Source organism: uncultured Castellaniella sp. (assembly GCF_937988725.1).
Classification (GTDB): domain Bacteria; phylum Pseudomonadota; class Gammaproteobacteria; order Burkholderiales; family Burkholderiaceae_B; genus Castellaniella.
This window is the reverse complement of sequence record NZ_CALKHS010000009.1, coordinates 23,702-48,447: the sequence shown is the minus strand read 5'-3', so window position 1 is coordinate 48,447 and position 24,746 is coordinate 23,702. Positions and strand designations below refer to the sequence as shown.

22 protein-coding genes are annotated in these 24,746 nt (G+C 68.6%); 13 read left to right on the top strand and 9 right to left on the bottom strand.

Features of this window, described 5'->3' with window-relative positions; genetic code table 11:
• Positions 1-72: 72 nt before the first annotated feature.
• Positions 73-1,011, top strand: a complete 939-nt coding sequence (gene rocF, locus Q0263_RS07750; RefSeq protein WP_298015039.1) for an arginase — start codon at positions 73-75, stop codon at positions 1,009-1,011.
• 1 nt (position 1,012) lies between these two features.
• Here the strand turns inward: rocF and hpnE are convergent, their stop codons facing one another.
• The 3 genes from hpnE to hpnC are packed head-to-tail and all read right to left on the bottom strand — an operon-like array spanning position 1,013 to position 4,033.
• Positions 1,013-2,308, bottom strand: coding sequence for a hydroxysqualene dehydroxylase HpnE (hpnE, locus tag Q0263_RS07745; protein WP_298015036.1), 1,296 nt, complete (start codon positions 2,306-2,308; stop codon positions 1,013-1,015).
• The gene (gene hpnD, locus Q0263_RS07740; protein WP_298015034.1) at positions 2,305-3,168 is read right to left on the bottom strand and encodes a presqualene diphosphate synthase HpnD; all 864 of its coding nucleotides are present in this window, start codon (positions 3,166-3,168) and stop codon (positions 2,305-2,307) included. The genes hpnE and hpnD overlap by 4 nt, the downstream gene beginning before the upstream one ends.
• The gene (gene hpnC, locus Q0263_RS07735; protein ID WP_298015032.1) at positions 3,158-4,033 is read right to left on the bottom strand and encodes a squalene synthase HpnC; all 876 of its coding nucleotides are present in this window, start codon (positions 4,031-4,033) and stop codon (positions 3,158-3,160) included. Before hpnC ends, hpnD begins: the two co-directional genes overlap by 11 nt.
• A gap of 105 nt (positions 4,034-4,138) precedes the next feature.
• On the opposite strand from hpnC, the gene alr reads away from it, so the two are divergent.
• From alr to Q0263_RS07690, 9 genes are all read left to right on the top strand, one after another.
• Positions 4,139-5,254 carry an alanine racemase gene (gene alr / locus Q0263_RS07730; RefSeq protein WP_298015029.1) on the top strand — a complete coding sequence of 372 codons (1,116 nt, stop codon included), beginning with the start codon at positions 4,139-4,141 and terminating at the stop codon, positions 5,252-5,254.
• A gap of 21 nt (positions 5,255-5,275) precedes the next feature.
• A complete protein-coding gene (locus Q0263_RS07725) occupies positions 5,276-5,992 on the top strand; it encodes an SDR family oxidoreductase (RefSeq protein ID WP_298015027.1) in 717 nt (238 codons plus the stop codon).
• Positions 5,992-7,347 carry a DNA repair protein RadA gene (gene radA, locus Q0263_RS07720; RefSeq protein WP_298015025.1) on the top strand — a complete coding sequence of 452 codons (1,356 nt, stop codon included), beginning with the start codon at positions 5,992-5,994 and terminating at the stop codon, positions 7,345-7,347. Before Q0263_RS07725 ends, radA begins: the two co-directional genes overlap by 1 nt.
• A gap of 10 nt (positions 7,348-7,357) precedes the next feature.
• On the top strand, positions 7,358-8,143 hold the full coding sequence (locus Q0263_RS07715) for a sulfite exporter TauE/SafE family protein (RefSeq protein WP_298015023.1): 786 nt from the start codon (positions 7,358-7,360) through the stop codon (positions 8,141-8,143).
• Positions 8,140-8,838, top strand: coding sequence for a 3-deoxy-D-manno-octulosonic acid kinase (locus Q0263_RS07710; protein WP_298015021.1), 699 nt, complete (start codon positions 8,140-8,142; stop codon positions 8,836-8,838). The genes Q0263_RS07715 and Q0263_RS07710 overlap by 4 nt, the downstream gene beginning before the upstream one ends.
• A gap of 61 nt (positions 8,839-8,899) precedes the next feature.
• Positions 8,900-9,997, top strand: a complete 1,098-nt coding sequence (locus Q0263_RS07705) for a polyamine ABC transporter substrate-binding protein (RefSeq protein WP_298015019.1) — start codon at positions 8,900-8,902, stop codon at positions 9,995-9,997.
• Positions 9,998-10,002: 5 nt separating this feature from the next.
• The gene (locus Q0263_RS07700; protein ID WP_298015675.1) at positions 10,003-11,127 is read left to right on the top strand and encodes an ABC transporter ATP-binding protein; all 1,125 of its coding nucleotides are present in this window, start codon (positions 10,003-10,005) and stop codon (positions 11,125-11,127) included.
• Positions 11,124-12,023, top strand: coding sequence for an ABC transporter permease subunit (locus Q0263_RS07695; RefSeq protein ID WP_298015017.1), 900 nt, complete (start codon positions 11,124-11,126; stop codon positions 12,021-12,023). The genes Q0263_RS07700 and Q0263_RS07695 overlap by 4 nt, the downstream gene beginning before the upstream one ends.
• Complete coding sequence (locus Q0263_RS07690; RefSeq protein ID WP_298015015.1) at positions 12,020-12,844, top strand: ABC transporter permease subunit; 825 nt, start codon at positions 12,020-12,022, stop codon at positions 12,842-12,844. Before Q0263_RS07695 ends, Q0263_RS07690 begins: the two co-directional genes overlap by 4 nt.
• A 35-nt stretch (positions 12,845-12,879) precedes the next feature.
• Here the strand turns inward: Q0263_RS07690 and Q0263_RS07685 are convergent, their stop codons facing one another.
• Both Q0263_RS07685 and Q0263_RS07680 read right to left on the bottom strand, forming a co-directional pair.
• Positions 12,880-14,355, bottom strand: coding sequence for an inorganic phosphate transporter (locus Q0263_RS07685; RefSeq protein WP_298015013.1), 1,476 nt, complete (start codon positions 14,353-14,355; stop codon positions 12,880-12,882).
• Positions 14,356-14,514: 159 nt separating this feature from the next.
• Positions 14,515-15,255, bottom strand: coding sequence for a carbonic anhydrase (locus Q0263_RS07680; RefSeq protein WP_298015011.1), 741 nt, complete (start codon positions 15,253-15,255; stop codon positions 14,515-14,517).
• 165 nt (positions 15,256-15,420) lie between these two features.
• Between Q0263_RS07680 and rpiA the strand changes: the two genes are divergently transcribed.
• Positions 15,421-16,104, top strand: coding sequence for a ribose-5-phosphate isomerase RpiA (gene rpiA / locus Q0263_RS07675; RefSeq protein ID WP_298015009.1), 684 nt, complete (start codon positions 15,421-15,423; stop codon positions 16,102-16,104).
• Positions 16,105-16,220: 116 nt separating this feature from the next.
• Positions 16,221-16,940 carry a phosphate signaling complex protein PhoU gene (gene phoU / locus Q0263_RS07670; protein WP_298015007.1) on the top strand — a complete coding sequence of 240 codons (720 nt, stop codon included), beginning with the start codon at positions 16,221-16,223 and terminating at the stop codon, positions 16,938-16,940.
• A gap of 61 nt (positions 16,941-17,001) precedes the next feature.
• Here the strand turns inward: phoU and Q0263_RS07665 are convergent, their stop codons facing one another.
• The 4 genes from Q0263_RS07665 to argA are packed head-to-tail and all read right to left on the bottom strand — an operon-like array spanning position 17,002 to position 20,761.
• Positions 17,002-17,274 (bottom strand): oxidative damage protection protein, encoded by a 273-nt coding sequence (locus tag Q0263_RS07665; protein ID WP_298015005.1) that lies wholly within the window; start codon positions 17,272-17,274, stop codon positions 17,002-17,004.
• A 34-nt stretch (positions 17,275-17,308) separates the two neighbouring features.
• Entirely contained in the window at positions 17,309-18,283 is a 975-nt protein-coding gene (gene rfbD, locus Q0263_RS07660; RefSeq protein ID WP_298015003.1) for a dTDP-4-dehydrorhamnose reductase, read from the bottom strand.
• The gene (gene rfbB, locus Q0263_RS07655) at positions 18,283-19,374 is read right to left on the bottom strand and encodes a dTDP-glucose 4,6-dehydratase (protein ID WP_298015001.1); all 1,092 of its coding nucleotides are present in this window, start codon (positions 19,372-19,374) and stop codon (positions 18,283-18,285) included. Before rfbB ends, rfbD begins: the two co-directional genes overlap by 1 nt.
• Positions 19,375-19,405: 31 nt before the next feature.
• Positions 19,406-20,761 (bottom strand): amino-acid N-acetyltransferase, encoded by a 1,356-nt coding sequence (argA, locus tag Q0263_RS07650; protein WP_298014999.1) that lies wholly within the window; start codon positions 20,759-20,761, stop codon positions 19,406-19,408.
• 213 nt (positions 20,762-20,974) lie between these two features.
• Here argA and hrpA point away from each other — a divergent pair, with 213 nt between their 5' ends.
• On the top strand, positions 20,975-24,724 hold the full coding sequence (hrpA, locus tag Q0263_RS07645; RefSeq protein WP_298015674.1) for an ATP-dependent RNA helicase HrpA: 3,750 nt from the start codon (positions 20,975-20,977) through the stop codon (positions 24,722-24,724).
• Positions 24,725-24,746 lie beyond the last annotated feature (22 nt).

Below are 24,746 nucleotides of genomic sequence, written 5' to 3'. Positions count from 1 at the left end.
CGGGCGCTGCGGCCCGGGAAGGGCATGGCGCGGCCCGCCGGGCTGCCGGGATTCGAAAAGGGGAAGCATATCTTGAATACGTCCGTCGCCTTGATCGGCGCGCCGACCGACATCGGAGCGGGAGCCCTGGGCGCGTCCATGGGGCCCCAGGCCCTGCGTGTCGCGGGTCTGGATCGCGCCCTGCGGCGCCAGGGTTGCGAGGTCATCGACACGGGCGATCTGATCGGCCCGCCCAACCCCTGGCAGCCCGCCGTGCAGGGGTATCGGCATTTGCCGCAGGTCGTGCAGTGGAACACTCGGGTGTTCGAGGCGGTCACCGATCAGTTGCAGGCGGGCCGCGTGCCGATGCTGCTGGGCGGGGACCATTGCCTGGGCATGGGGTCGGTGGGCGCCGTGGCGCGGCACTGCCGCCAGCGGGGACGGCCGCTGCGCGTGTTCTGGCTGGACGCGCATACCGATTTCAATACGGCGCAGCTCACGCCCAGCGGCAATGTGCATGGCATGCCGGTGGCCTGCCTGTGCGGCTTCGGGCCGCGCGAACTGACGGACCTGGGCGGGCCGTCTCCCGCCCTGCGTGCGGACGAGCTGCGCATGATCGGCATCCGCAGCGTGGATGCCGGAGAGCGCCAGTTCGTCCATGAGCAGGGCCTGGACGTCTACGACATGCGCACCATCGACGAACGGGGCATGCGGGCGGTGATGGAGGCGGCCCTGGACGGCCTGCCCCCGCAGGCCCACGTCCACGTCAGCTTCGACGTGGATTTCCTGGATCCGGACTATGCGCCCGGGGTGGGCACCACGGTGCGCGGCGGGCCGACCTGGCGCGAAGCCCAGTTGTGCATGGAGATGCTGGCGGACACGGGGCAGGTGGGCTCGGTGGATATCGTGGAACTCAATCCCGCCCTGGACGTGCGCAACGGCACGGCCAAGGTCGCCGTGGAGCTGATCGAAAGCCTGTTCGGCAAATCCACCCTGATCCGTCGCAGCCGCGACGAGCGGCCCGCGCGGTGAATCAACGGCTTTCCGCCAGCGCCGCCGCCTTCAGGCCGCTGCGCACGGCGCCTTCCAGCACCGCCGGATAGCCGGTGTCGGTCCAGTCGCCCGCCAGCAGCAGGCCAGGCCAGGGTGTGACGGGATCGGGCCGCCGCAGGCCGGGGGTGGCGTCGAAGGTCGCCCGCTTTTCCGTGATCAGCGCCTGCGCTTCGATGTCGGGCAGGGGGCGCGGCGCCTGGGCGCGGATCTGCGCCACCGTGCCGGCGACGATCCGTTCCGCATCCTGGCCGGCATAGCGGTCGGCCGCTCCGATGACGACGTGGACCAGGCGGCGGTCTTGCGGGTCCGCGCCGCTGGCGCTGCGGTCGAACAGCCATTGCCCCCAGGCATGGCGCCCGGGTTCGTCCCACAGCAGCGTCATGGCTCGCCCCGATTCCCAGGGCCGGCTCAGCCGCAGGCTGACCGTGCCGATGGCGGCGTGGCGCAGTTCGGACCAGCCGTCCAGGTAGGAGGCGGCGTCCGGCAGGGGCGCCAGCAGGCGCAGGGCCTCGGGCTGCGGGGTCGCCAGGATCACGCGGTCATAGGCTTCGCCGTCCACCCGCCAGCCGCCCGCCGCGACAGGGCTGATCGCTCGCACCCGCTGCCGCCGCAGGCCTTCGCCCAGCAGCTGGCAGGCTTGCCGCGGCCATAGATCGTGCAGGTGGCCGCGGGGGATGTAGATCCGGCTGGCATCGGTGTCGGCGCCCAGGCTGTCGCGCAGGACGCGGGCCAGCAGGCGGGCGTCCGTCCGCTCCAGCGGGGTGTTGGTCGCCGCCAGGCACAACGGCGCCCAGAGGCGGTCCAGCAGGAGGGGCGGGCAGTCCAGCCGCCGCAGCCAGTCCGCGGCTGTCTGTTCGGCGCCGATCCGCCCGGGGTCCAGCGCGCGCAGCACGCGCCACAGGTGGCGGCGGCCGCGCCAGCCCGCCAGCCCGCGGCTGCCGAGCAGGGCGCCCAGGCGATTGGCCGGCGCGGGCAGGGGCCAGAATCGCAGGCTCAGCCGTCCGTCGGCCGACTCCAGGCGCAGGGCTTCGACGTGGCAGGCGCGGGCCGGATCCACATCCAGGGATCGCATCAGTTCCAGGGTGTCGCGGTAGGCGCCCAGCAGGATGTGCTGGCCGTTGTCCGTCGCCTGGCCCAGGCCTGGGTGCGCCACGGGGCGGGCCCGGCCGCCCGGTTGCGCGGCGGCTTCGAAGACCCGGACCCGGCATCCGGCGCGGTGCAGGCGCACGGCGGCCGCCAGGCCTGCCCAGCCCGCTCCGATGACGGCGACGTTCATGCCGCCAGGCGGCGCACCAGCCCCTGGCCGCCGCTGACCCAGACCTTCCAGGCCAGCCAGAACTTGCGGATGGGCGTCAGGGCGATGCGCTGGTTGAGCACATGCCAGCCGTCGCGCTCGATCTCGTCCAGCAGCGTGTGGTAGATGGCGGCCATCATCAGGCCAGGGCGCTGCGCGCGGCGGTCGGCGTCGGGCAGCAGGCGCATGGCGTCCCGGTACAGTTCGCGGGCGCGCTGCGTCTGCTGTCGCATCAGCGCGGTGAAGCCGTCCGTGTAGCGGCCGTCCAGCACGTCGTCGACGGTGACGCCGTGCCGTTCCATGTCGTCGGCCGGCAGGTAGATGCGGCCGCGCCGGGCGTCGTCGCCCACGTCGCGGATGATGTTCGTCATCTGGAAGGCCAGGCCCAGGGTCTCGGCGTATTCCAGGGTGCGCGGGTCGGTGTAGCCGAAGATGCTGGCCGACAGATCGCCCACCACGCCCGCCGCCCGCCAGCAGTATTGGCGCAAGGCGTCCCAGGAGGCATAGCGGAACTGATCCAGATCCATTTCCATGCCTTCGATGATGGCGTAGAACGGGTCCGGGCGCAGGCGGCAGGGTTCCAGGTGGGGCTGCAGGGCGATGGCCACCGGGTGGTCCGGCGCGCCATTGAACATCTGTTCCACCTGGCCGCGCCACCAGGCCAGCTTCATGCGGGCGACGGAAGCCTCGCTGACTTCGTCCACGATGTCGTCGACTTCGCGGCAGAAGGCGTACAGCGCCGTGATGGCCCGCCGCCGGTCGGGGGGCAGGAACAGGAAGGAATAATAAAAGCTCGACCCGCTTTGGGCGGCCTTGTGCTGGCAATATTCGTCAGGGCTCATGATGGGGGGCAGGGCGGGGCCGGCAGAATGCGCGCCAGCATAGCAGGAAGCCGTCGCGCCGGCCCAGGATGGGCCGGTCGGCATAAGGGTTGTCGCCGCCGTTTTCCAGCTTTTCCAGGATGCGCAGGCCGCCGTGGACCACCAGGCGCAGTTCCCAGCCGAAGCGCCCCGGCAGGCGCCAGGCCAGGGGGCTGCCGGCCAGCAGCAAGCGGCGCGCCTGGTCGATCTGTTCGCGGGCCACGGCCCGCCAGGCGGCCGGCGCCTGGCGCGGGCGCGATCGGCACAGATCGGCCAGGGCGGGCAGCGTGACTTCGTGGCGGGCCAGGCAATCCAAAGGAATATAGCAGCGGCCCTTGGCCTGGTCCAGGGCCACGTCCTGGCAGAAATTCACGCGCTGCAGGCCGGTGCAGATGGCGTCGGATTCCTCCAGGTCCCGCGCCGCGGTGGCGCCGAACAGATGCAGCATCAGCCGCCCCACCGGGTTGGCCGAGCGGCGGCAGTAGTCCAGCAGCGCCCGCTCGTCCGCGTAGCTGGCGACGGTCAGATCCTGCAGGAAGGCGGACAGCAGGTCCAGGAACGGCTGGATCGGCAGTCGGTGCTCGGCGATGGTCCGCCCCAGCCGTTCGAACAGGATCCGGTCCGGCGCGGACAGCGGGGTGCGGATGGCGCGGTGGGCGCCCAGGTCCTGGATGGCGGATCGCCAGGCTTCCAGGGCCGCCCGCCGGACGGCGGGTTCGGCCTCGCCTTCGTCGGCCAGATCGTCGGCGCCGCGCGCGAAGGCGTACAGATCGCGCACCGCCGGACGCAGCCTCGCGGGCAGCAGGATCGAGGCGACAGGGAAGTTTTCGTAATGATCGACGGCCATGATCCGGCAGTATACTGAGCCTCGGCCGGGAACCGGCCCGAACGGGCGATCGGCCCTGGTCAGCGAGGCCCGCGCGCCCCGCTTTTTCTGTTTTTTGGGGAACCCATGCCGCGTCCAATCCTGGCGACCATCGATACGAACGCCCTCGCGCACAATCTGCAGGTGGTGGCGCGGCGTCTGGCGCGGGATGCGGGCGGCGCGGCGCCTTCGATCTGGGCCGTCATGAAATCGCGCGGCTATGGCCACGGGGTGGCGGCGGCGATGCGCGGGTTTTCCCAGGCCGACGGCCTGGCCATGCTGGATCTGGACGAAGCCGTGCAGTGCCGCGAACTGGGCTGGACCGGGCCGATCCTGCTGCTCGAAGGCTTTTTCGAGCCCGCCGATCTGGACGTGCTGTCCCGCTACCGCCTGAACACCGCCATCCATTGCGCCGAACAGCTCGACATGCTGGAATCCGATCGGGTCCGCGCGCCGATCGATGCCTTCGTGAAGTTGAATACCGGCATGCATCGCCTGGGCTTCCAGCCGGGCGAATATGCGGATGCGTACGCCCGCGCCCGGGCGCTGCAGGCGCTGGGCGTGCTGGGGGCGGTGGGGAAAATGACCCACTTCGCCAGGGCCGACGACGACGAGACCGTCACGCGGGCGCAGCTCGATTGCTTCCGCGCCGCGACCCGGGGGCTGCCGGGCGCCGTCAGCGTCTGCAATTCGGCCGCGACCCTGACGCCCGGCTTCGCGGCCGGCGCGGCGGATGGCGAACAATGGGTGCGGCCGGGCATCTGCCTGTATGGCGCGTCCCCCTTCGCCGACCAGCCCGCTGAAACCTTCGGCCTGCGGCCGGCCATGACGCTCAGCGCCCGGCTGATCGGCGTGCACGTCGTGCCGGCGGGCGAATGCGTCGGCTACGGACAGACCTTCCGCGCGCCTCATCCCATGCGGGTCGGCATCGTGGCCTGCGGATACGCCGACGGCTATCCCCGCCATGCGCCCACCGGCACGCCGATCACCGTCGCCGGGGTGCGCACCCGGCTGGTGGGGCGGGTGTCCATGGACATGCTGGCGGTGGATCTGGACCCCGTTCCGGCGGCCGGCGTCGGCGCGCCCGTCGTGCTCTGGGGACAGGACGGACCCTCGGTGGACGAGGTGGCGCTGTCCTGCGGTACCATCGGCTACGAACTCCTGTGTGCGGTGGCGCCCCGGGTGCCGCGCCGCGAACTGTGATGTCCCTTTCAAGGACCTTTCATGAAAAATAGCTGTGTGCTCGTCACGGGCGCGACCAAGGGCATCGGCTGGGCCGTCAGCCAGCGGCTGGCCGATCAGGGCTGCCACGTGGTCGGCCTGGCCCGCCATACGGCGGACATCGACTTTCCGGGCTATCTCTATGCCTGCGATCTGGCCAGCGCGGGCGAGACCGAGGAACTGCTGCGCGTGATCCGCGAAAAATACCCCGTCGATGCGGTGGTCAACTGCGTGGGGCCGGTCATGCCGGAACCACTGGGCGAAGTCGATCTGGCGTCGCTGTATCAGTCCTTCGACCTGAACGTGCGCGTCGCGGTCCAGGCCGTGCAGGCCTTCGTGCCGGGCATGAAGGCCCGCAAGGCCGGCCGCATCGTCAATCTCTGCAGCCGGGCCGTGCATGGCTCCGTGGGCCACACCAGCTATTCGGCCGCGAAAAGCGCGCTGCTGGGCTGCACCCGCACCTGGGCCCTGGAACTGGCCCCCTACGGCGTCACGGTCAATGCGGTATCGCCGGGGCCGGTGGAAACCGGCTCGTTCCGTACGGAATGCCCCGTGGGCAGCGAGGCCGAGCGCGCCGTGCTGGCGACCATCCCCCTGGGCCGCCTGGCCCAGGCCGACGAGGTCGCCGCCGCCGTGGTCTTTCTGCTGAGCGACGAGGCCGCCTTCATCACCGGCCAGGAACTGGGCGTGGACGGGGGCGGCAGCCTGGCGGGCCGCTGATGGCCAAGGCCCGCACCCTGTTCCTCTGCGCGGATTGCGGCGGCGCGACGGCCAAATGGGAAGGCCGCTGTCCCCACTGCGGCGCCTGGAACACCCTGCAGGAATCCCGCGAATCGGCGGCGTCCGCCACGCATCGCTTCGCGCCGCTGGCCGGATCCGCGCCAGTGCGGCGCCTGGCCGACATCGAGGCCCGCGAACAGGCCCGCAATCCCACCGGCATCGAGGAATTCGATCGCGTGCTGGGCGGCGGACTGGTAGCCGGCGCCGTCGTGCTGATCGGCGGCGATCCGGGGATCGGCAAATCGACCTTGCTGCTGCAGGCCCTGGCCAGCCTGTCGGAACGCGGGCCGGTCCTGTACGTCACGGGCGAGGAATCCGCCGAACAGGTGGCCCTGCGGGCCCAGCGCCTGGGGGTGTCGGGCGACGCCGTGGACCTGCTGGCGGAAATTCGCCTGGAACAGATCACCGGGGCGCTGGTCGAGCGCCGCCCCGAAGTCGCCGTGATCGATTCGATCCAGACCCTGTATTCCGGCGACCTGACGGCGGCGCCCGGTTCGGTGTCGCAGGTGCGCGAATGCGCCGCCCAGCTCACGCGCGTGGCCAAGCAGACCGGCGTGACGCTGATCCTGATCGGCCACGTGACGAAAGACGGCGCCCTGGCGGGCCCCCGTGTGCTGGAGCACATCGTCGACACCGTGCTGTATTTCGAAGGCGACACACATTCCTCGTTCCGGCTGGTGCGCGCCATCAAGAACCGCTTCGGCGCGGTCAACGAGCTGGGCGTCTTCGCCATGACGGACCGCGGCCTGCGCGGCGTCAGCAACCCGTCGGCGCTGTTCCTGGCCGGACACGCCCGCCAGGTGGCCGGGTCCTGCGTCATGGCCACCCAGGAAGGCACCCGCCCGCTGCTGGTCGAAGTCCAGGCACTGGTGGACACGGCGCACGTGCCCAATCCCCGGCGCCTGTCCGTCGGCCTGGAAAGCAGCCGTCTGGCCATGCTGCTGGCGGTGCTGCACCGCCACGCGGGCGTGGCGACCTTCGACCAGGACGTGTTCGTCAACGCCGTGGGCGGGGTGCGCATCATGGAGCCCGCCGCCGACCTGGCCGTGGCCCTGGCGATCCTGTCGTCCATGCGGGACCAGCCCCTGCCCGAAGGCCTGCTGGCTTTCGGCGAAGTCGGCCTGGCCGGTGAAATCCGCCCGGCGCCCCGGGGGCAGGAGCGCCTGCGCGAGGCGGCCAAGCTGGGCTTCGGCCGCGCCATCGTCCCCCGGGCCAATCTGCCGCGCCAGCCCATCGAGGGGCTGGAGATCCAGGCGGTGGACCGCGTCGAGGACGTGCTCGGCGTATTGCGTTAAAGGGTTTTGGATGTCTGAAAGTCTGTGGTTGATTCCGGCCTGCCTGGCCGTTGGCGGCGTGATCGGATTCTCCGGCGGAGTCCTGGGAATCGGCGGCGGCCTGTTCGCCATTCCCCTGCTGGGCCTGATCCTGGGCTACGAACAGCAGGCCGCCCAGGGCACGGCCCTGATCATGGTGCTGCCCGCCGTGCTGCTGACGGTGCGCAAATATCACCAGCGCTCGCCCATCGACCTGCGCTCGGCGGCGGCGGGGGCGGGCGGCTCCATCGTCTTCACCTGGATCGGCGCCCAGATCGCCCTAGGCATCGATCCCTGGCTGCTGCGCCGCATCTATGCCGGCTTCGTCTTCCTGATCGCCCTGTTCTATTTCCGGGAAAGCCTGGGCCGCAAGGCGCTGACGCGGCCCGCCAGCCATTTCCGCGAGGTCGGGCAGGTGCGCCGCCGGTGGTATTTCGGCGTGGGGATCTTCGCCGGCCTGACGGGAGGTATTTTCGGCGTGGGCGGGTCGGTGCTGGCCGTGCCCCTGATGACGACGCTCTTCCACCTGCGCCAGACCTCCGCGCAGGCCCTGGCGCTGACCATGATCGTGCCGGGCACGATGGTGGCCCTGGCGACCTACGCCTGGCACGGCCAGGCGCACGGCCTGGTGGGGATTCCGCTGGCCCTGGGCAGCCTGCTGTGCGTGCCGTACGGCGTGCGCCTGGCCTACGCCTTGCCCGAGGCGCGGCTCAAGCTCATCTTCGCCTGCATGCTGCTGCTCATCATGGCGCTGCTGCTGGCGCGGGGGCCGGCATGAGGGCGCTGCCGTCCGGCTGGGTGCGCCTCCCGGCGCCCGGGGGCGCCGTGTGCGCGCCGGAGCGCCTGGCCGCCGTGGCCTCGGACGCATGGTTCGACCCCCGGCGCCCGGGGGCCGTCGCCGTGGGCGAGGGCGGCCGGCAGGCGGCCTGGTTCGTCGACGGCGACCATGGCGCCGCCGTCCTGCGGCACTATCGCCGCGGCGGCCTGCGGGCGCGCCTGGGCCGCCACGCGTACTGCTGGCTGGGGGAAAGCCGGGTGCGCGCCTGGGCCGAAGTGCGGGCGCTGGCGCATCTGCGCTCGGCCGGCCTGCGGGTGCCCGAACCCCTGGCCGCCGCCTATTGGCGCGACGGCCTGAGCTATCGCAATGCCATCCTGGTGGCCCGCATCCCCGGGGCGCGGTCCCTGGCCGGGCAACTGGACCGCGCCGATCCCGAGGCCGTCGCCCGGGCGATCCGTGCCATGCATGAGGCCGGCGTGCGGCATGCCGACCTGAACGCCTACAACATCCTGTTCGACGATCGGGACCGCGTCTGGCTGATCGATTTCGACCGCGCCCGCCTGGGTGTGGTCAGTCCGGGACAGCGGCGTAAAAATCTGTTGCGTCTGCGCCGGTCTTTGGTTAAGGTAGCCGGCGCGCGCGGAGCGCAGTGGTGGGATGCACTGAACGGGGCATATCGGCGATCGTCCGCCTGAAAGCGGCGGCGCGGCCCGGTTCCGGTGATCCCCTTGTTGACCTTTCTATGGGGACCTTGCCATGAAAATCGGCACCGTTCATACCCTGTTGGCCGCCGCCGCGCTGATCGCAGCCGGGTCGGCGCATGCCCAGGATCGCGTCGTCAACGTCTACAACTGGGCCGAATACACGGCGCCCGATACCTTGTCCGGCTTTGAAAAGGCCACCGGCATCAAGATCCGTTACGACGTCTACGACACCAACGACACCCTGCAGGCCAAGCTGCTGACCGGCAAGTCCGGTTACGACGTGGTCGTGCCGTCCACGCACTATGCAGCCCGCCAGGTTCAGGGCGGCCTGTTCCAGAAGCTGGACCGCTCGAAGATTCCCAACTGGCAGTACCTGGATCCCGATCTGATGGCGCTGGTCGCCACCGTCGATCCGGGCAACCAGTATCTGGTTCCCTGGGGATACGGCACCAACGGCCTAGGCTACAACGTGACCCAGGTGCGCGAGATCATGGGCGCCGACGCGCCCCTGAATTCCTGGGACATGCTCTTCAAGCCCGAAAATGCGGCCAAGCTGCAGTCCTGCGGCATTTCCGTGCTGGACGAGGCCGCCCAGGTCTTCCCGGCCGTGCTGCATTATCTGGGCAAGGATCCCAACAGCAGCGATCCCAAGGACTACGAGGCCGCGCTGGCCCTGCTGAAGACCATCCGCCCCTACATCCGCCAGTTCAGTTCCTCGGGCTACATCGACGAGTTGGCCTCGGGCGGCCTGTGCATGGTCTACGGCTTCTCCGGCGACGTGATGATCGCATCGTCGCGCGCCCGCGAGGCGAAGAAGTCCTATGCCATCGACTATTACATTCCCGACGGCGGCGCGCCGGCCTGGTTCGACACCATGGCCATTCCGAAGAGCGCCGAGCACGTCGACGAGGCGCACGCCTTCATCAACTACATCGAGACTCCGCAGGTGCACGCGGCCATCACCAACACCATGTTCTATCCGAACGCCAACAAAGAGGCGCGGAAATACGTGGTGAAGGAAGTCGCCGACAACCCCATGATCTACCCGCCGGCGGAAGTCACCCGCAATCTGTTCGTCATCAAGCCCCAGCCCATGAACATCCTGCGCCTGCAGACGCAGATGTGGGCGCAGCTGAAGACCGGGCGCTGATGGCCATGCAGGACCCGCGCGGCATGCCTCGCCAGGGCGAGGCCGACGACTTCGTGCGCATGGAGGAGGTCGTCAAGATCTTCGGCGACACGGTGGCGGTGCAGTCCGTCAGCCTGTCCGTGCGCCGGCACGAGATCTTTGCGCTGCTGGGCAGTTCGGGCTGCGGCAAATCCACGCTGCTGCGCATGCTGGCGGGCTTCGAGGAACCGACATCGGGGCGCATCATCCTGGACGACGAGGACATCACCGGCCTGCCGCCGCACCGGCGGCCGGTGAACATGATGTTCCAGTCCTACGCCCTGTTCCCGCACATGACGGTCGAGGCCAACGTCGCCTTCGGCCTGAAACAGGAAGGCGTGCCGCGCCAGGAGATCCATGAGCGGGTCTTCGAGGCCCTGGATCTGGTGCAGATGGCCGGCTACGCGCGGCGCAAGCCCCAGCAGCTGTCCGGCGGCCAGCAGCAGCGCGTCGCCCTGGCCCGCAGCCTGGTGAAGCGCCCCAAGCTGCTGTTGCTGGACGAGCCCATGTCCGCCCTGGACAAGCAGATCCGCCAGGCCACGCAGATCGAACTGGTGAAGATCCTGGATCAGGTGGGCGTCACCTGCATCATGGTGACGCACGACCAGGAAGAGGCCATGACCATGGCCAGCCGCCTGGCAGTCATGACCGAGGGCCAGATCGTGCAGTGCGGCACGCCGCACGACGTCTACACCTTCCCCAGCACCCGCTTCGTGGCGGGCTTCATCGGCTCGACCAACCTGTTCACCGGCGCCATCGTGGTCGACGAGCCCGACCACGTGCTGATCGAAAGCGACGCCCTGACGCGTCCGCTGTACGTCAGCCATGGCGTCAGCGAACCCCTGGGCATGGAAGTCCACGTCTCCATCCGCCCGGAACAGATCCGCGTCGGCCGCCAGGCGCCGGACGCGGACGCCAACTGGGGGCACGGCATGGTGTCGCACGTGGCCTGGATGGGCAGCACCACCCGCTACCAGATCCGCCTGGACGCCGGCCAGGTCATCGAGGCCAGCGTGCCCAGCCTGGGCTGGAGCCAGTCCGACGCGCCCGGGGTGGACGAGGAAGTCTACGTTTCCTGGTCCCATGACGCCGGCACGGTGCTGGCCTCATGAATCTCGGCCGCCGCCCCAGCGCCCGCCAGTGGGCCATCGCCGTGCCCTTCGCCTGGCTGGCGCTGTTTCTGCTGGCGCCGTTCCTGCTGGTCCTGAAGATCAGCTTTTCGGACCTGCAGTTCGGCATTCCGCCATATCTGCCGATCGCCACCCTGCAGGACCAGACCCTGTCGCTGGCGCTGCACCTGCGCGGGTACGTGCTGCTGTTCACGGACAGCCTGTATGCGGCGGTCTATCTGAGCTCGGTCAAGATGGCGCTGGTGACGACCGCGTGCTGCGCGCTGATCGGCTATCCCATGGCCTACCACATCGCCCGCTCGCGCCCGGAAGTCCGCAACCTGCTGCTTTTGGGGGTGATCCTGCCGTTCTGGACCTCGCTGCTGCTGCGGGTCTATGCCTGGGTGGGCATCCTGCGCAACGACGGGCTCCTGAACCACCTGCTGCTGGGCCTGGGGCTGATCGACGCGCCGCTGGAGATCTACCGCACGGACCTGGCGGTCTACATCGGCCTGATCTATGCCTACCTGCCGTTTTTCATCCTGCCGCTGTACGCCAATCTGGTGAAGCTCGACGACCGCCTGCTGGAAGCCGCCTATGACCTGGGGGCCAGGCCCTGGCAGGCCTTCGTCCAGGTCACGCTGCCCCTGTCCATGCCGGGGGTGATCGCCGGGGCCATGCTGGTGTTCATCCCCTCGGTCGGCGAATACGTGATTCCGGAAATGCTGGGCGGGGCCAACACCCTGATGATGGGACGCGTCATGTGGAACGAATTCTTCAACAACGCCGACTGGCCGATGGCGGCGGCCGTGACCTGCGTCATGGTGCTGCTCCTGCTCGTGCCCCTGTCGATCTTCCAGTACAACCAGGCCCGTCAGCTGGCCGGGCGGGATCGATGATGCGGCGTTCTTCCTGGTTCCGTTTCCTGTCGCTGGTTGTCGGCTACAGCTTCCTGTACGTGCCCATCGCCTGCCTGATGGTGTTTTCCTTCAACGACTCGACCCTGATGAATTCCTGGTCGGGCTTTTCCCTGCGCTGGTACCGGTCCCTGTTCCAGGACCAGGCCCTGCTGTCGGCCGCCCGCCTGTCCCTGCTGATCGCGCTCCTGACGGCGACGGCCTCGGTGGTCGTCGGCACCTGGGCGGGATACGTGCTGGCCCGCATGGGGCGTTTCCGGGGCTTCGGCCTGTATGTCGGCATGCTCAGCGCCCCGCTGGTCATGCCGGAAGTGGTGCTGGGGATCTCCCTGCTGCTGATGTTCGTGGAAATCTCCAAGTTCACCGGCTGGCCCGACGGCAACGGCCTGTTCACCATCTGGGTGGGGCACGTGATCCTGTGCACGGCCTATGTGGCGGTCATCATCCAGTCGCGCGTGCGCGACCTGGACCGTTCCCTGGAGGAAGCCGCCCTGGACCTGGGCGCCTCGCCGCTGAAGGTGTTTTTCCTCATCACCCTGCCGCTGATCGCGCCGGCCCTGGCGGCGGCCTGGCTGCTGGCCTTCACCCTGTCGCTGGACGATGTGGTCATCGCCGCCTTTCTGTCCGGGCCGGGCTACACCACGTTGCCGCTGGAAGTCTTTTCCCGCGTGCGCCTGGGCCTGAAGCCGGAGATCAACGCCCTGGCGACCCTGTTCATGGTGGCCGTGGGCATCATCGTGGTCGCCATCAACCGCATGCAGATCCAGGCGTCGAAGCGGCAGGCGGGGCAGGGCGCCGCCTAGCGGCCCGCCCCGCGGCGGGCGCCCCGAGGCGCCGCCTATACGCCCAGCGTCAGCACCGCCAGGGAGAACAAGCCCGCCGACAGCAGCATGCTGGCCGGGAACGTCAGCAGCCAGGCCAGCAGGATGACGCGCACGGTTCCGTTGTGCAGACCGCTGCGATTGGCCACCATGGCTCCGGCCACGCCCGAGGACAGCACCTGCGTGGTCGAGACCGGCAGGCTGAACACATTGGCCACGCCGATGGTGGCGACGGCGGTGATCTGGGCGGCCGTGCCCTGGGCATAGGTCATGCCCTGCTTGCCGATCTTTTCGCCCACGGTCAGCACCACGCGGCGCCAGCCCACCATGGTGCCCAGGCCCAGCGCCAACGCGACGGCCGCGATCACCCACAGCGGCGCGTATTCCGTCGTCGCGCTCAGGTCGGCGCGCAGGCGCCGCAGGTCGGCGGCCTCGCCGGCGGGCAGCACGTTCAGGCCGGCCACCTTGCGGGCGGTGTCGTCCAGGCAGAGCAGGGAGCGGCGCACGCGTCCGCGCACGTCCGGCGGCAGGTCCTCGTAGGCGCGCAGGCCGTCCAGGTTGCGGCGCACCACCTGGATGTTGGACAGGGTGTCCTGCGGCTCGCAGCGGGGAGCGGGGGGCAGGTCGGCGTTGTTCGGGCGCTTGAGCGTCAGGTGGCCGCTCAGGGCGGCTTCATTGCGCAGGTAGAGGTCGTTCAGGTGGGCGACCGCGTCGTAGGTGCGCTGGATCTGGTAGGGCGTGCTGGCCGGGTCCAGCACGAATTTGGCCGGGACGATGCCGATGAGCACCAGCATGACCAGGCCGATGCCCTTCTGTCCGTCGTTGGAGCCGTGCACGAAGCTGACGCACATGGCCGACAGCACCAGCACCAGCCGGTTCCAGAAGGGCGGGTGTTTCTTGTTGTCGATGGCGCGGCGCTGCTCGGGCGTCTTGTGCATCTTCGAATCGACGAACATCTTCTTGAGGGCCAGCAGCAGCAGGGCCGCGATGATGAAGCCGGCCAGCGGCGAGATGATCAGCGACAGGGCGATGTCAAGGGCCTTGCTCCAGTTGACGCCGACGCCCACGGGCAGGCCGGTCATCAGGGCGTTGGCCAGGCCCACGCCCAGGATCGCGCCGATCAACGTGTGCGAACTGGATGCGGGGATGCCGAAATACCAGGTGCCGAGGTTCCAGGCGATGGCGGTGATCAGCATCGAGAACACCATGACCAGGCTGCGGCCGCTGCCCAGGTTGAGCAGCAGATCCACGGGCAGCAGATGGACGATGGCGTAGGCCACTCCGACCCCGCCCAGCAGCACGCCCAGGAAGTTGCACAGGCCCGCGAAGAACACCGCCAGGTGCGGCGGCATGGCCTTGGTGTAGATGACCGTGGCGACGGCGTTGGCTGTGTCGTGGAAGCCGTTGATGAATTCGAAGACCAGGACGAGGGCCAGCGCCAGTACCAGGCCGGATCCGACGGCGAGGGACAGGCCGGAGAATAGGTCGAACATGATGGGGGAGCGTTCGGGAGACGCGGCATTATTGCAAATTTATCGAAGGCAGGTGTGAAAGCACCCGCTTCGGTGGCGCGTCGCCTGAATGCGGATCGGATCCGCTGATCGAAGCGGCGGATGGTCGATCGCAGGCAGGCGCGCCAGGGACCGCGCCCTTCAGCTTAGAAAATCCACCTTGCCTGTCTCCAGGCGATACACCCCGCCTGCGATCTTCAGTTTTCCTTGTTGTTGGGCTTTTGCAATGATGTCGGATTGTGCGGTCAGATCCGCCATGCCTTGGCGCACGTTCTGTTCGATGGCGGCGTTCAGCAGGTCCGGGTCGTGCGGGTCAAGCCGCTGGATCGCCGGAGTCAGCGCATTCACCAGGGTTTGAATATGGCCTGGAAATTGCTCGTGGTCATTCACCGCTTTGAGCGCGGCGCTCACGGCGCCGCATTTTTCGTGTCCTAGGACCAGGATGACCGGCACCCGCAGCACGGCCACCGCGTATTCCAGGCTGCCCAGCATATCGTCATCGACGACGTTACCCGCAACCCGATTGACGAACAGGTCGCCCCGGGCGCTGTCGAAGGCGTATTCGGGGATGACGCGCGAGTCGGCGCAGCCCAGGATGGCCGCGTACGGATTCTGGCCGCCCGCCAGGGCCTGGCGTTCCTGGGTGAAATCGTGGCGCCGGGCGACGCCGGACACATAGCGTTGATTGCCGTCGATCAGGCGCTGGATGGCCGCGTCTGGAAATAGAATGTTTTCGGGCTTGGGTTGGCCCGCCGCGCGCGCGGCGGAGCTGAATATCCCGCTCAGCCCCGCCGATGCCGTCAGGGCCAATCCGGCGGATGCACGCAGGAAGAGGCGGCGGGATGCCATCTGGGCATGGTGACAGTCAGGTGAATCGCACATGGAATCTACCCCTGGTTGGGTTGGATGGAAGACTGCTTTCTGATGCCGGCTTCGGGATGCCTCGACGCGCGTGGCTGAAGCCGGTCAATCTTACCTGGATCCACCGGTCTTTTCGCATCAGCTCGTAAAATACAGGTCTTTCTGACACTGAACGGATGCCTCTCCATGTTTTCCCAGGATGAACTCAAGCAACAGGTCGCCCAGGCCGCGCTCGATTACGTGCTGCCGCAATTGCAGCCCGACAGCATTCTGGGGGTGGGGACCGGGTCCACGGTGGACCGTTTCATCGATCTGCTGGCAGGCCACCGCGGGGCGTTCCGGGCGGCCGTGTCCAGTTCCGAGCGCAGCAGCCGCCGTCTGCAGGCGGCCGGCATCCAGGTGCTGGACCTGAACGAGGTCGTCTCCACCGCGCTGTACGTGGACGGCGCCGACGAGATCGACGGGCAACTGAACATGATCAAGGGCGGAGGCGGGGCGCTGACGCGGGAAAAGATCGTCTCGTCGGTGGCCGACCGCTTCGTCTGCATCGTCGATCAATCCAAGCTGGTGGATCGATTGGGCGCCTTCCCGCTGCCCATCGAGGTCATCCCCCTGGCCCGCGAGGCCGTCGCCCGCGAAGTCCGCCAACTGGGCGGCCAGCCGGTCCTGCGGGAAGGCTTCACGACCGACAACGGCAACCAGATCCTGGACGTGTCGGGCCTGCGCTATGGCGATCCCGCCGCCTTCGAGGCCATGCTGAACAACATCCCCGGCGTCGTCTGCTGCGGCCTGTTCGCCATTTCGGGGGCGCAGGTGGCCCTGGTGGCGGGTCAGGATGGGGTGTCCCGGCTGGAACTGCAGGACGACTGACCGTCACACGTCTGTCATATCCGCCTGCTATGCTGGGTTTCTTTCCAAGCGGCAGGCGTGATGGTACGCTGTGCCCTCGTTGAAATCGCCTGGACGGCAGGCAAAGAGGTCCCCCGATGCTGGAACATACCAACAAACAATTTCACGGCGAACTCGAAGCCACGCGCTCCATGTTCCTGCAGATGGGCGGCCTGGTCGAATCCATGGTGCTCGACGGCATCCAGGCGCTGGCCGAAGGCGAATTGCAGCTGGTGGACCGCGTGCGGGAACACGAGCGCCAGGTCAATCAGTTCGAGATCGACATCGACGAGCGCATCAGCCTGCTGATCGCCCGCAACCAGCCCACGGCCGTCGACCTGCGGCTGCTGCTGTCGGTGTCGAAAATGCTGACCGACATGGAACGCTGCGGCGACGAAGCCGAAAAGATCGCCAAGGTCGCCCGCCGCCTGCACGAGAGCGATTCGTCCTACGAGCCCGTGATCGAACTGCGCCACATGGCCGACGCCGTGGCGGCCATGATCCGGGCCGCGCTCGACGCCTTCGCCCGCGAGGATCCGGTCGCGGCCGCGCAAGTGGTGCGCAACGACAAGGACGTGGACAAGGAATGGAAGGCCTCCCTGCGCCACATCATCACCTATATGATCGAAGACCCGCGCACCATTTCCCGGTCCATCGACCTGATCTTCATCGCCCGCGCGCTGGAGCGCATCGGCGACCACGCGAAAAACATGGCCGAGCGCGTCATCTACATGGTGCGCGGCGACGACGTGCGCCACACCGGCGTGACCAACACCGAACGCCTGGCGCGCGGCGAGCCGCCCGAACCCCGGGAATGACGGCCGGCATGCGCAAAAAACCCCGCCATGGCGGGGTTTCTTTGTATCCGGACCTGCCGGTTCAAGCCGAGGGCGGCGTGTACCCCTGCGCCTCGACATCCTGATCTTCAAACAGGAAAGCCTTCATGCGTTCGGCCAGGAATTTGCGCGCCTCGGGATCGGCCAGGCTCAGGTGGTTCTCGTTGACCAGGCGGGTCTGGATGTCCAGCCATTTGGCCCAGGCGTCCTTGGAGATCTCGCGCCAGATGCGCACCCCCAGGTCGCCGGGGTAGGGCGGATAGTCCAGGCCGGGGGCTTCGCGGTTCAGTTTGTGGCAGTGGATCATGCGGGCCATGGTCGGGAATCTCGCTGTTCGGATGGACAATCGTTCATTGTAGCGGTTGCGCGGCTTTCCAAGTCCGCAGCGCCTCGTCCAGGCCGATGCGCCAATCGCGGTCCAGCGGTCCGAGCAGCGCTTCCAGCCGCCCGCAGTCCAGGCGGCTATTCGCGGGCCGGGGCTCGGGGGCGGGCCAGTCCCGCGCCGGGATGGCCTCGACCGCGGGCAGGCGCGGGATCAGCCCGAGCGCCAGGGCCCGGATGAAGATCTCCTGCGCGAAGCCATGCCAGCTGACCCAAGGGGCGCCCGCGAAATGGTAGACGCCGCCCGGAATGGGCGAAGGCGTGATCGTCTCGTCGCTATGGGGCTGATGCGCCGTTGCCCCGCCGCCCTGGGATCGCAGCGCCAGCCGGTGCAGGGCCGTGGCCAGGTGTCCCGCCCAGGTCGGTCCGCCGATCTGGTCGTCGATCACCCGCAGGTGTTCATGCCGCGCGCCCAGGCGCAGCATGGTGCGCGCGAAATTGCCGCCCCAGGCGCTGAAGACCCAGCTGGTGCGAAGGATCACCGCATCGGCGGCTGCGTCCAGAATGGCCTGTTCGCCCAGCCACTTGCTGCGCCCATAGGCGTTCAGCGGGCGCGGCTCGTCGGTTTCGCGGTAGGCGCGGTCCAGCGCGCCGTCGAAGACGTAGTCGGTGGAGACGTGCAGCAGGCGGATGCCGCGCGCGGCGCAGCAACGGGCCAGCAGGCCGGGCGCCCTGGCATTGACGGCCAGGGCCGCGTCCTTCTCGACGGCGGCGCGGTCCACCGCCGTGTAGGCGGCGGCGTTGATCAGCAGGTCGGCGGGGTGCGCGTCCAGCCAGCGGTCCGGGGCGGATGGATCGGTGATGTCCAGTTGGGCGCGATTGACGAAGGCATAGACGGCCGGGCCGGAATCGTGCGCGGCCAGGGCCTGCAGGGACCGGCCCAGTTGGCCGTCCGCGCCCGTCACCAGGATGCGCGGGCCGCTTCGGGGCGTGGCGTCGGACATCAGGCGGACGCGGTCCGGTCGGCCGCTGCGGCGCCCAGGCCCAGGCGCTGCCGCTGGTAGCTGCCGTCCTGCACACGGCGGCACCAGTCGCGGTGGCCCAGGTACCACTGGACGGTCTTGCGCAGTCCGCTGGCAAAGGTTTCCCGCGGCGTCCAGCCCAGTTCGCGCTCGATCTTCCCGGCGTCGATGGCGTAGCGCAGATCGTGGCCGGGCCGGTCCGCCACGTGGACGATCAGGTCGCGATAGCGCGCCACGCCCGCGGGATGGTCCGGCGCCAGTTCCTCCAGCAGTTCGCAGATCGCCCGGACCACGTCGATGTTACGCTGTTCGTTGTGGCCGCCGATGTTGTAGGTGTCGCCCGGCGCGCCGGCCTCGACCACGCGCAGCAGGGCGCGAGCGTGGTCTTCGACGTACAGCCAGTCGCGGATCTGCAGGCCCTGGCCGTAGACGGGCAGGGGCTTGCCTTCCAGGGCGTTGAGGATCACCAGCGGAATCAGTTTCTCGGGGAAGTGGCAGGGGCCGTAATTGTTTGAGCAGTTCGTCACCAGCGCCGGCAGGCCGTAGGTGCGATGCCAGGCGCGCACCAGGTGGTCCGAACCCGCCTTGCTGGCGGAATAGGGGGAGCTGGGGGCGTAGGCCGTGGCTTCGGTGAACAGATCGTCCGTGCCCGCCAGATCGCCGTAGACCTCGTCCGTGGAAATGTGATGGAAGCGGAACCTGCCGCGCCCCTGTTCGTCCAGGGTGTTCCAGTGGCGGCGGGCGGCTTCCAGCAGCGTGTAGGTGCCCACGACATTGGTCTGCACGAAGGCCGCCGGGCCGTCGATGGAGCGGTCCACGTGGGATTCGGCCGCCAGGTGCATGACGGCGTCCGGCCGGTGCCGGGCGAACGCGCGGTCCAGCCCGGCCGCGTCGCAGATGTCCAGATGCTCGAAAGCGTAGCGGGGGTCGTCGGCGACGGGGGCCAGCGATTCTAGGTTGCCGGCGTAGGTCAGCTTGTCGACGTTGACGACCGCGTGGGAGGTGGCCAAGATCAGGTGGCGGATCAGGGCCGAGCCGATGAATCCGGCGCCGCCGGTGACGAGAATCTTCATTCCGGGTTCCTGTGTGGCCCTGGCCGGCGCGTCAGAGCCGCTTGATGAACACCAGGCTGTTGCGCGAGTGGTTGTAGTGCGCCCGCTTTTCGTGGGGCAGGTCGGACACGCCGCCCTGCACGAAGCCGCGCTTCAGAAACCAGTGCGAGGTTCGGGTGGTCAGGACGAACAGGCGCCGCGCGCCCAGCGTGCGGGCGGAGGCTTCGGCGTGGCGCAGCAGCTTTTCGCCGTCTCCGGTGCCCTGCCATTCGGGATGCACGATCAGGCAGGCCATTTCGGCCATGCCTTCGTCCACGTAGGGAATGACGGAAACGCAGCCGTAGATGACGCCGTCGTGTTCCAGCACGGTGAATTTCTCCACGTCGCGCTCAATCACGGCGCGGCCGCGCGGCACCAGCGTGCCGTCGGCTTCCAGCGGTTCGATCAGCTGCACGATGGCGCCCACGTCGTCGGCCAGCGCCGGGCGCAGGTCTTCCAGCGTGTCTTCCACCACCATGGTGCCGACCCCGTCGTGGGTGAAGATTTCCAGCAGGATGCTGCCGTCCAGCGTGTAGGGCACCAGGTGCGCCCGGGCCACCCCGCGCTTGACCGCCAGCGAGGCGTGGCGCAGGAAGGCGCTGGTGTCTTCGTCCAGCACGTCCTGCGCCAGCAGGTCGTCGGCGTCCTTGCGGGCCAGCTCGGTGTCGACCGAGCCGTCGGTTTCGGTCACGGTGCGGTTCTGCGTCAGGAAGATCAGTTTTTCCGCCCGCAGGGCCACGGCTGCGTTGGTGGCCAGGTCTTCCATGGCCAGGTTGAAGGCCTCGCCCGTGGGTGAAAAGCCCAGCGGGGACAGCAGCACGATGGCGCCCTGGCTGATGACGCTGTGCATCGCGTCGATGTCCAGCTTGCGCACGGTGCCGGTCCGCTTGTAATCCACGCCGTCGATCACGCCCACCGGCCGGGCGGTCACGAAATTGCCCGAGATCACGCGGATCTTGGCATGCGACATCGGCGTGTTGGGCAGCCCTTGGCTGAAGGCCGCCTCGATGTCCAGGCGGATTTCGCCGGCGGCTTCCTTGGCGCATTCCAGGGCTTCGGGGCTGGTGGGCTCCGTGCCCCGGCCGAATTGCATGGAATAGCCCTTCAGCCGCAGCTGTTCGTTGACCTGCGGGCGGGATCCGTGGACCAGCACCAGCTTGATGCCCAGGGCGGACAGCAGCGACAGGTCGGCCACCAGGGCCTCTAGGCCGCCGTCCTCGATCAGTTCGCCGCCCAGCGCCACCACGAAGGTCTTGCCCCGGAAGTCGTGCACGTAGGGAGCGACTTCGCGAAACCATCGCACGAATTGCGCGGGGGCGAATTCGGGGGCGTCCTGAGCGGAATAGGTGTCGATCTCGGGTGCATTCATGGCAAATGTCGCAGACAACGGTTGGGCTGAACCCCGAAATTATAATGAGGGATTGTCCTCGGCTGGGGGATGAGGCGGCGGGTCGCTCCCGCCGCGTTCTCTCTGGCCGTGTCCGGGGCCCCATTTGCGGAAATGATCGTCTTGCCAGAAAAATCGTCACAGCCCTCCGGTTCCGTCCGGTCCGCGCCTTCTTCCGGGGCGGGGGACCGCCCCCTGCCCGCCATCGCCTATCCGGAGGACCTGCCCGTCAGCGCCCGCCGCCAGGACATCGCCCAGGCGATCCGCGAGCATCAGGTCGTCATCGTCTGCGGCGAAACCGGCTCGGGCAAGACCACGCAGCTGCCCAAGATCTGTCTGGAACTGGGGCGGGGCCGGCGGGGCATGATCGGCCATACGCAGCCGCGCCGGCTGGCGGCGACGTCGGTGGCGCAGCGCGTGGCCGAGGAACTGCGCACCGAGCTGGGCGACTGGGTCGGCTACCAGATCCGCTTTGGCGAACGCACCGGCCCGGCCACCGCCATCAAGCTGATGACCGACGGCATCCTGCTGGCGGAAACCCAGCGCGACCCCCTGCTGCGCCGCTACGACACCCTGATCATCGACGAGGCCCACGAACGCAGCCTGAACATCGATTTCCTGCTGGGCTTCCTGAAGCGCCTGCTGACCCGCCGCCGGGATCTGAAACTGATCATCACGTCGGCCACCATCGACGCGGACCGCTTCGCCCGGCACTTCGGCGAGGCCGACCGGCCGGCGCCCGTTCTCCAGGTGTCCGGACGCCTGTATCCGGTCGAGCTGCGCTACCGGCCGGTGCGCCCCGACGATCCCGACGGCGAGCCGCCGGCCGCCGGCCGGGGCGATGAAGAACGCGACCTGGTCGACGCCGTGGCCGACGGGGTGGATGAATGCGCCCGCCACGGGCCGGGCGACGTGCTGGTGTTCCTGCCCGGCGAGCGGGAAATCCGCGAGTGCGCCGAGGCCCTGCGCAAGCGCCATCCGGCCGGCGCCCTGGTGCTGCCCCTGTACGCCCGCCTGTCGCGCGCCGAGCAGGAACAGATCTTCCACCCGCGCGGCAATGTCCGGCGCATCGTGCTGGCCACCAACGTGGCGGAAACTTCTTTGACGGTGCCCGGCATCCGCTACGTCGTGGACAGCGGCCTGGCCCGCATCAAGCGCTATTCCTGGCGCAGCAAGGTCGAACAGCTGCGCATCGAACCCATCAGCCAGGCCTCGGCCAATCAGCGGGCGGGGCGCTGCGGCCGCCTGGGCCCCGGCGTCTGCATCCGCTTGTACGCCGAACAGGACTTCAAGCAGCGGCCCGCGTTCACCGATCCGGAAATCCTGCGCTCCTCGCTGGCGGCGGTCATTCTGCGCATGAAGGCGCTGCGCCTGGACGACGTGGAAGCCTTTCCTTTCGTGGAACCGCCCACGGGCCGGGCCATCGCCGACGGCTACCAGCTGCTGCAGGAACTGGGGGCGCTGGACGAGCAGAACCGCCTGACCGCCGTGGGGCGGTCCCTGGCCAAGCTGCCGGTGGACCCGCGCGTGGCCCGCATGATCTTCGCGGCCCACGAACAGCAGTGCCTGACGGAAGTCCTGGTCATCGCGTCCGCCCTGTCCATCCAGGATCCGCGCGACCGGCCCATGCAGGCCCGCGAGGCCGCCGACAACGCTCATGCGCAGTTCCGCGACAAGCAGTCCGAATTCCTCGCCTGGCTGAAGTTGTGGGAGTGGTACGGGGAACAGGTCGCGCACAAGGCCTCGCAGCGCAAGCTGGTGGACCAGATCCGCGCGAAGTTCCTGTCTCCCGTGCGCCTGCGCGAATGGCACGACACCCATGTGCAACTGCTGACCCTGGCGCGGGAGCAGGGCTGGCGGCTGAACCAGACGCCGGCCACCCGGGAGCAGATCCACATGGCCCTGCTGGCGGGCCTGCTGGGCAATATCGGCATGAAAGCCGACGACGCCAATCTGTACCAGGGCGCGCGGGACATCCGTTTCGCCATCCATCCGGGCTCGTCCCTGCAGAAGAAGGCGGGCCGCTGGGTGCTGGCCGCCGAACTGGTCGAGACCACCCGCCTGTACGCGCGCTGCGTGGCGCAGATCGAGCCCGTCTGGGTCGAGCGGGCGGGGGCGCATCTGCTGAAAAAGGCCTGGTCCGATCCGCGCTGGGAAAAAAAGGCCGGCCAGGTCGTGGCCAACGAGCGCGGCACGGTCTATGGCCTGCCGGTCTATACGGGACGCCGCGTTCATTACGGCCGCGTCGATCCGAAGGCGGCCCGGGAGATCTTCATCCGCGACGCCCTGGTCCCCGGGGACATCGACAGCAAGCTGCCTTTCATCGCCCACAACCGGAAGCTGATCGCCTCCATCGAGCGGCTGGAACACCAAAGCCGCCGCCCGGACATCCTGGTCGACGATGCCTTGATCTACGCCTTCTATGACCAGCAGATTCCCGCCGACGTCAGCCAGACGGCGACGCTGGAAGCCTGGGTCGGCACGCTGGACGCCCAGGCGGCCAGGCGCCTGAACCTGAATCGCGACGACCTGATGCAGCACGACGCCGCGGGCGTCACGACCGACGTCTTCCCCCGCCGCCTGCAGTGGGCGGGCGTCGAGCTGGCGGTGGATTATCACTTCGAGCCCGGCTCGCCGCGCGACGGCATGACCCTGACCGTGCCGCTGTTCGCCCTGAACCAGATCGACGCCGCGCGCTGCGAATGGCTGGCGCCAGGCATGCTGAAGGAAAAAGTCCATCTGCTGCTGAAGTCCCTGCCGCAGAAGCTGCGCCGCCATTGCGTGCCTTTGCCGGACTACGCGGCGGGCTTCCACGACCGCTGGTTCGAACGCGCCGCCGATCCGGGCATGGGGCTGCTGGAGGCCATCATCCAGGACGTCTGGGAGCAGCGCCAGGTGCGCATCCAGGCCACCGACTTCAAGCTGGAAACCCTGCCGCCGCACCTGTTCATGAATTTCAAGGTCGTCGACGAACACGGCCGCATGCTGTCGGGGGGGCGCAGCCTGGATCAGCTGCGGGCCGAGCACGGCCGCCAGGCCCAGGCCTCGTTCCAGCAGGTGGCCGCGCGCGATCGCGCCGCCGCCCAGGTCCTGGACCACGAGGGCCTGACGGCCTGGACTTTCGGCGCCTTGCCCGAACTGCTGGAGATCCAGCGGGGCGGGCAGTCGCTGATCGGCTATCCCGCCCTGCGGGACCGGGGGGAGTCCTGCGATCTGGACGTGTTCGACGACCCGCAGGAAGCCCGCCGGGTGCATGCCGACGGCCTGCGCCGCCTGTTTCGCCTGGCCTTGCGCGAACAGGTCCGCTACCTGGAAAAGAACCTGCCGGAGCTGACCCGCATGGCCATGTGGTACATGGACCTGGGCACGCAGCAGGAATTGCGCGACCAGCTGATCGATGCCGCCATCGGGCAGGCCTGCCTGATGGATCCCTGGCCCGAGGATGCCGAGTCCTTCGCCCGCCGCTGCGAAGAAGGGCGCGCGCGGCTGAGCCTGCTGGCGCAGGAACTGTCCCGGCTGGCCGCCGCCATCCTGCAGGAACGGGCCGCCCTGCAGAAGAAACTGCCGCAGGCCAAGCCCTGGCCGTCCGCGCAGCAGGACATCCGCCTGCAGCTCGACGCCCTGGTCGGGCGGGACTTCATCCGCAGGACGCCCGCGGACCAATTGAAACATTTGCCTCGTTACCTGAAGGCGGCGCAGATGCGGATCGACAAGCTGCGGGAGGACCCCGCCCGGGACGCCCGCCTGATGGCCGAGATGGCTCCCCTGATCGCCCCCTGGCAGCGGGCGCGCGCGGCCCTGAAGGGCGCTCCGGACGCGCAGCTCGACGCCTTTCGCTGGCAGCTCGAAGAATTGCGCGTCGCCCTGTTCGCCCAGACCTTGCGCACGCCTTTCCCGGTTTCGGTCAAGCGCCTGCAAAAGGCCTGGTCGGCCATGCCCCGATAGGCGTCCCTTCAGTACAATCCCC

Coding starts and splice junctions, on each gene's coding strand:
- hpnE (WP_298015036.1), bottom strand. CDS start 2,308: ATGAACGTCGCCGTCATCGGAGCGGGCTGGGCAGGCCTGGCGGCCGCC.
- hpnD (WP_298015034.1), bottom strand. CDS start 3,168: ATGAGCCCTGACGAATATTGCCAGCACAAGGCCGCCCAAAGCGGGTCG.
- hpnC (WP_298015032.1), bottom strand. CDS start 4,033: ATGGCCGTCGATCATTACGAAAACTTCCCTGTCGCCTCGATCCTGCTG.
- alr (WP_298015029.1), top strand. CDS start 4,139: ATGCCGCGTCCAATCCTGGCGACCATCGATACGAACGCCCTCGCGCAC.
- Q0263_RS07725 (WP_298015027.1), top strand. CDS start 5,276: ATGAAAAATAGCTGTGTGCTCGTCACGGGCGCGACCAAGGGCATCGGC.
- radA (WP_298015025.1), top strand. CDS start 5,992: ATGGCCAAGGCCCGCACCCTGTTCCTCTGCGCGGATTGCGGCGGCGCG.
- Q0263_RS07715 (WP_298015023.1), top strand. CDS start 7,358: ATGTCTGAAAGTCTGTGGTTGATTCCGGCCTGCCTGGCCGTTGGCGGC.
- Q0263_RS07710 (WP_298015021.1), top strand. CDS start 8,140: ATGAGGGCGCTGCCGTCCGGCTGGGTGCGCCTCCCGGCGCCCGGGGGC.
- Q0263_RS07705 (WP_298015019.1), top strand. CDS start 8,900: ATGAAAATCGGCACCGTTCATACCCTGTTGGCCGCCGCCGCGCTGATC.
- Q0263_RS07700 (WP_298015675.1), top strand. CDS start 10,003: ATGCAGGACCCGCGCGGCATGCCTCGCCAGGGCGAGGCCGACGACTTC.
- Q0263_RS07695 (WP_298015017.1), top strand. CDS start 11,124: ATGAATCTCGGCCGCCGCCCCAGCGCCCGCCAGTGGGCCATCGCCGTG.
- Q0263_RS07690 (WP_298015015.1), top strand. CDS start 12,020: ATGATGCGGCGTTCTTCCTGGTTCCGTTTCCTGTCGCTGGTTGTCGGC.
- Q0263_RS07685 (WP_298015013.1), bottom strand. CDS start 14,355: ATGTTCGACCTATTCTCCGGCCTGTCCCTCGCCGTCGGATCCGGCCTG.
- Q0263_RS07680 (WP_298015011.1), bottom strand. CDS start 15,255: ATGTGCGATTCACCTGACTGTCACCATGCCCAGATGGCATCCCGCCGC.
- rpiA (WP_298015009.1), top strand. CDS start 15,421: ATGTTTTCCCAGGATGAACTCAAGCAACAGGTCGCCCAGGCCGCGCTC.
- phoU (WP_298015007.1), top strand. CDS start 16,221: ATGCTGGAACATACCAACAAACAATTTCACGGCGAACTCGAAGCCACG.
- Q0263_RS07665 (WP_298015005.1), bottom strand. CDS start 17,274: ATGGCCCGCATGATCCACTGCCACAAACTGAACCGCGAAGCCCCCGGC.
- rfbD (WP_298015003.1), bottom strand. CDS start 18,283: ATGTCCGACGCCACGCCCCGAAGCGGCCCGCGCATCCTGGTGACGGGC.
- rfbB (WP_298015001.1), bottom strand. CDS start 19,374: ATGAAGATTCTCGTCACCGGCGGCGCCGGATTCATCGGCTCGGCCCTG.
- argA (WP_298014999.1), bottom strand. CDS start 20,761: ATGAATGCACCCGAGATCGACACCTATTCCGCTCAGGACGCCCCCGAA.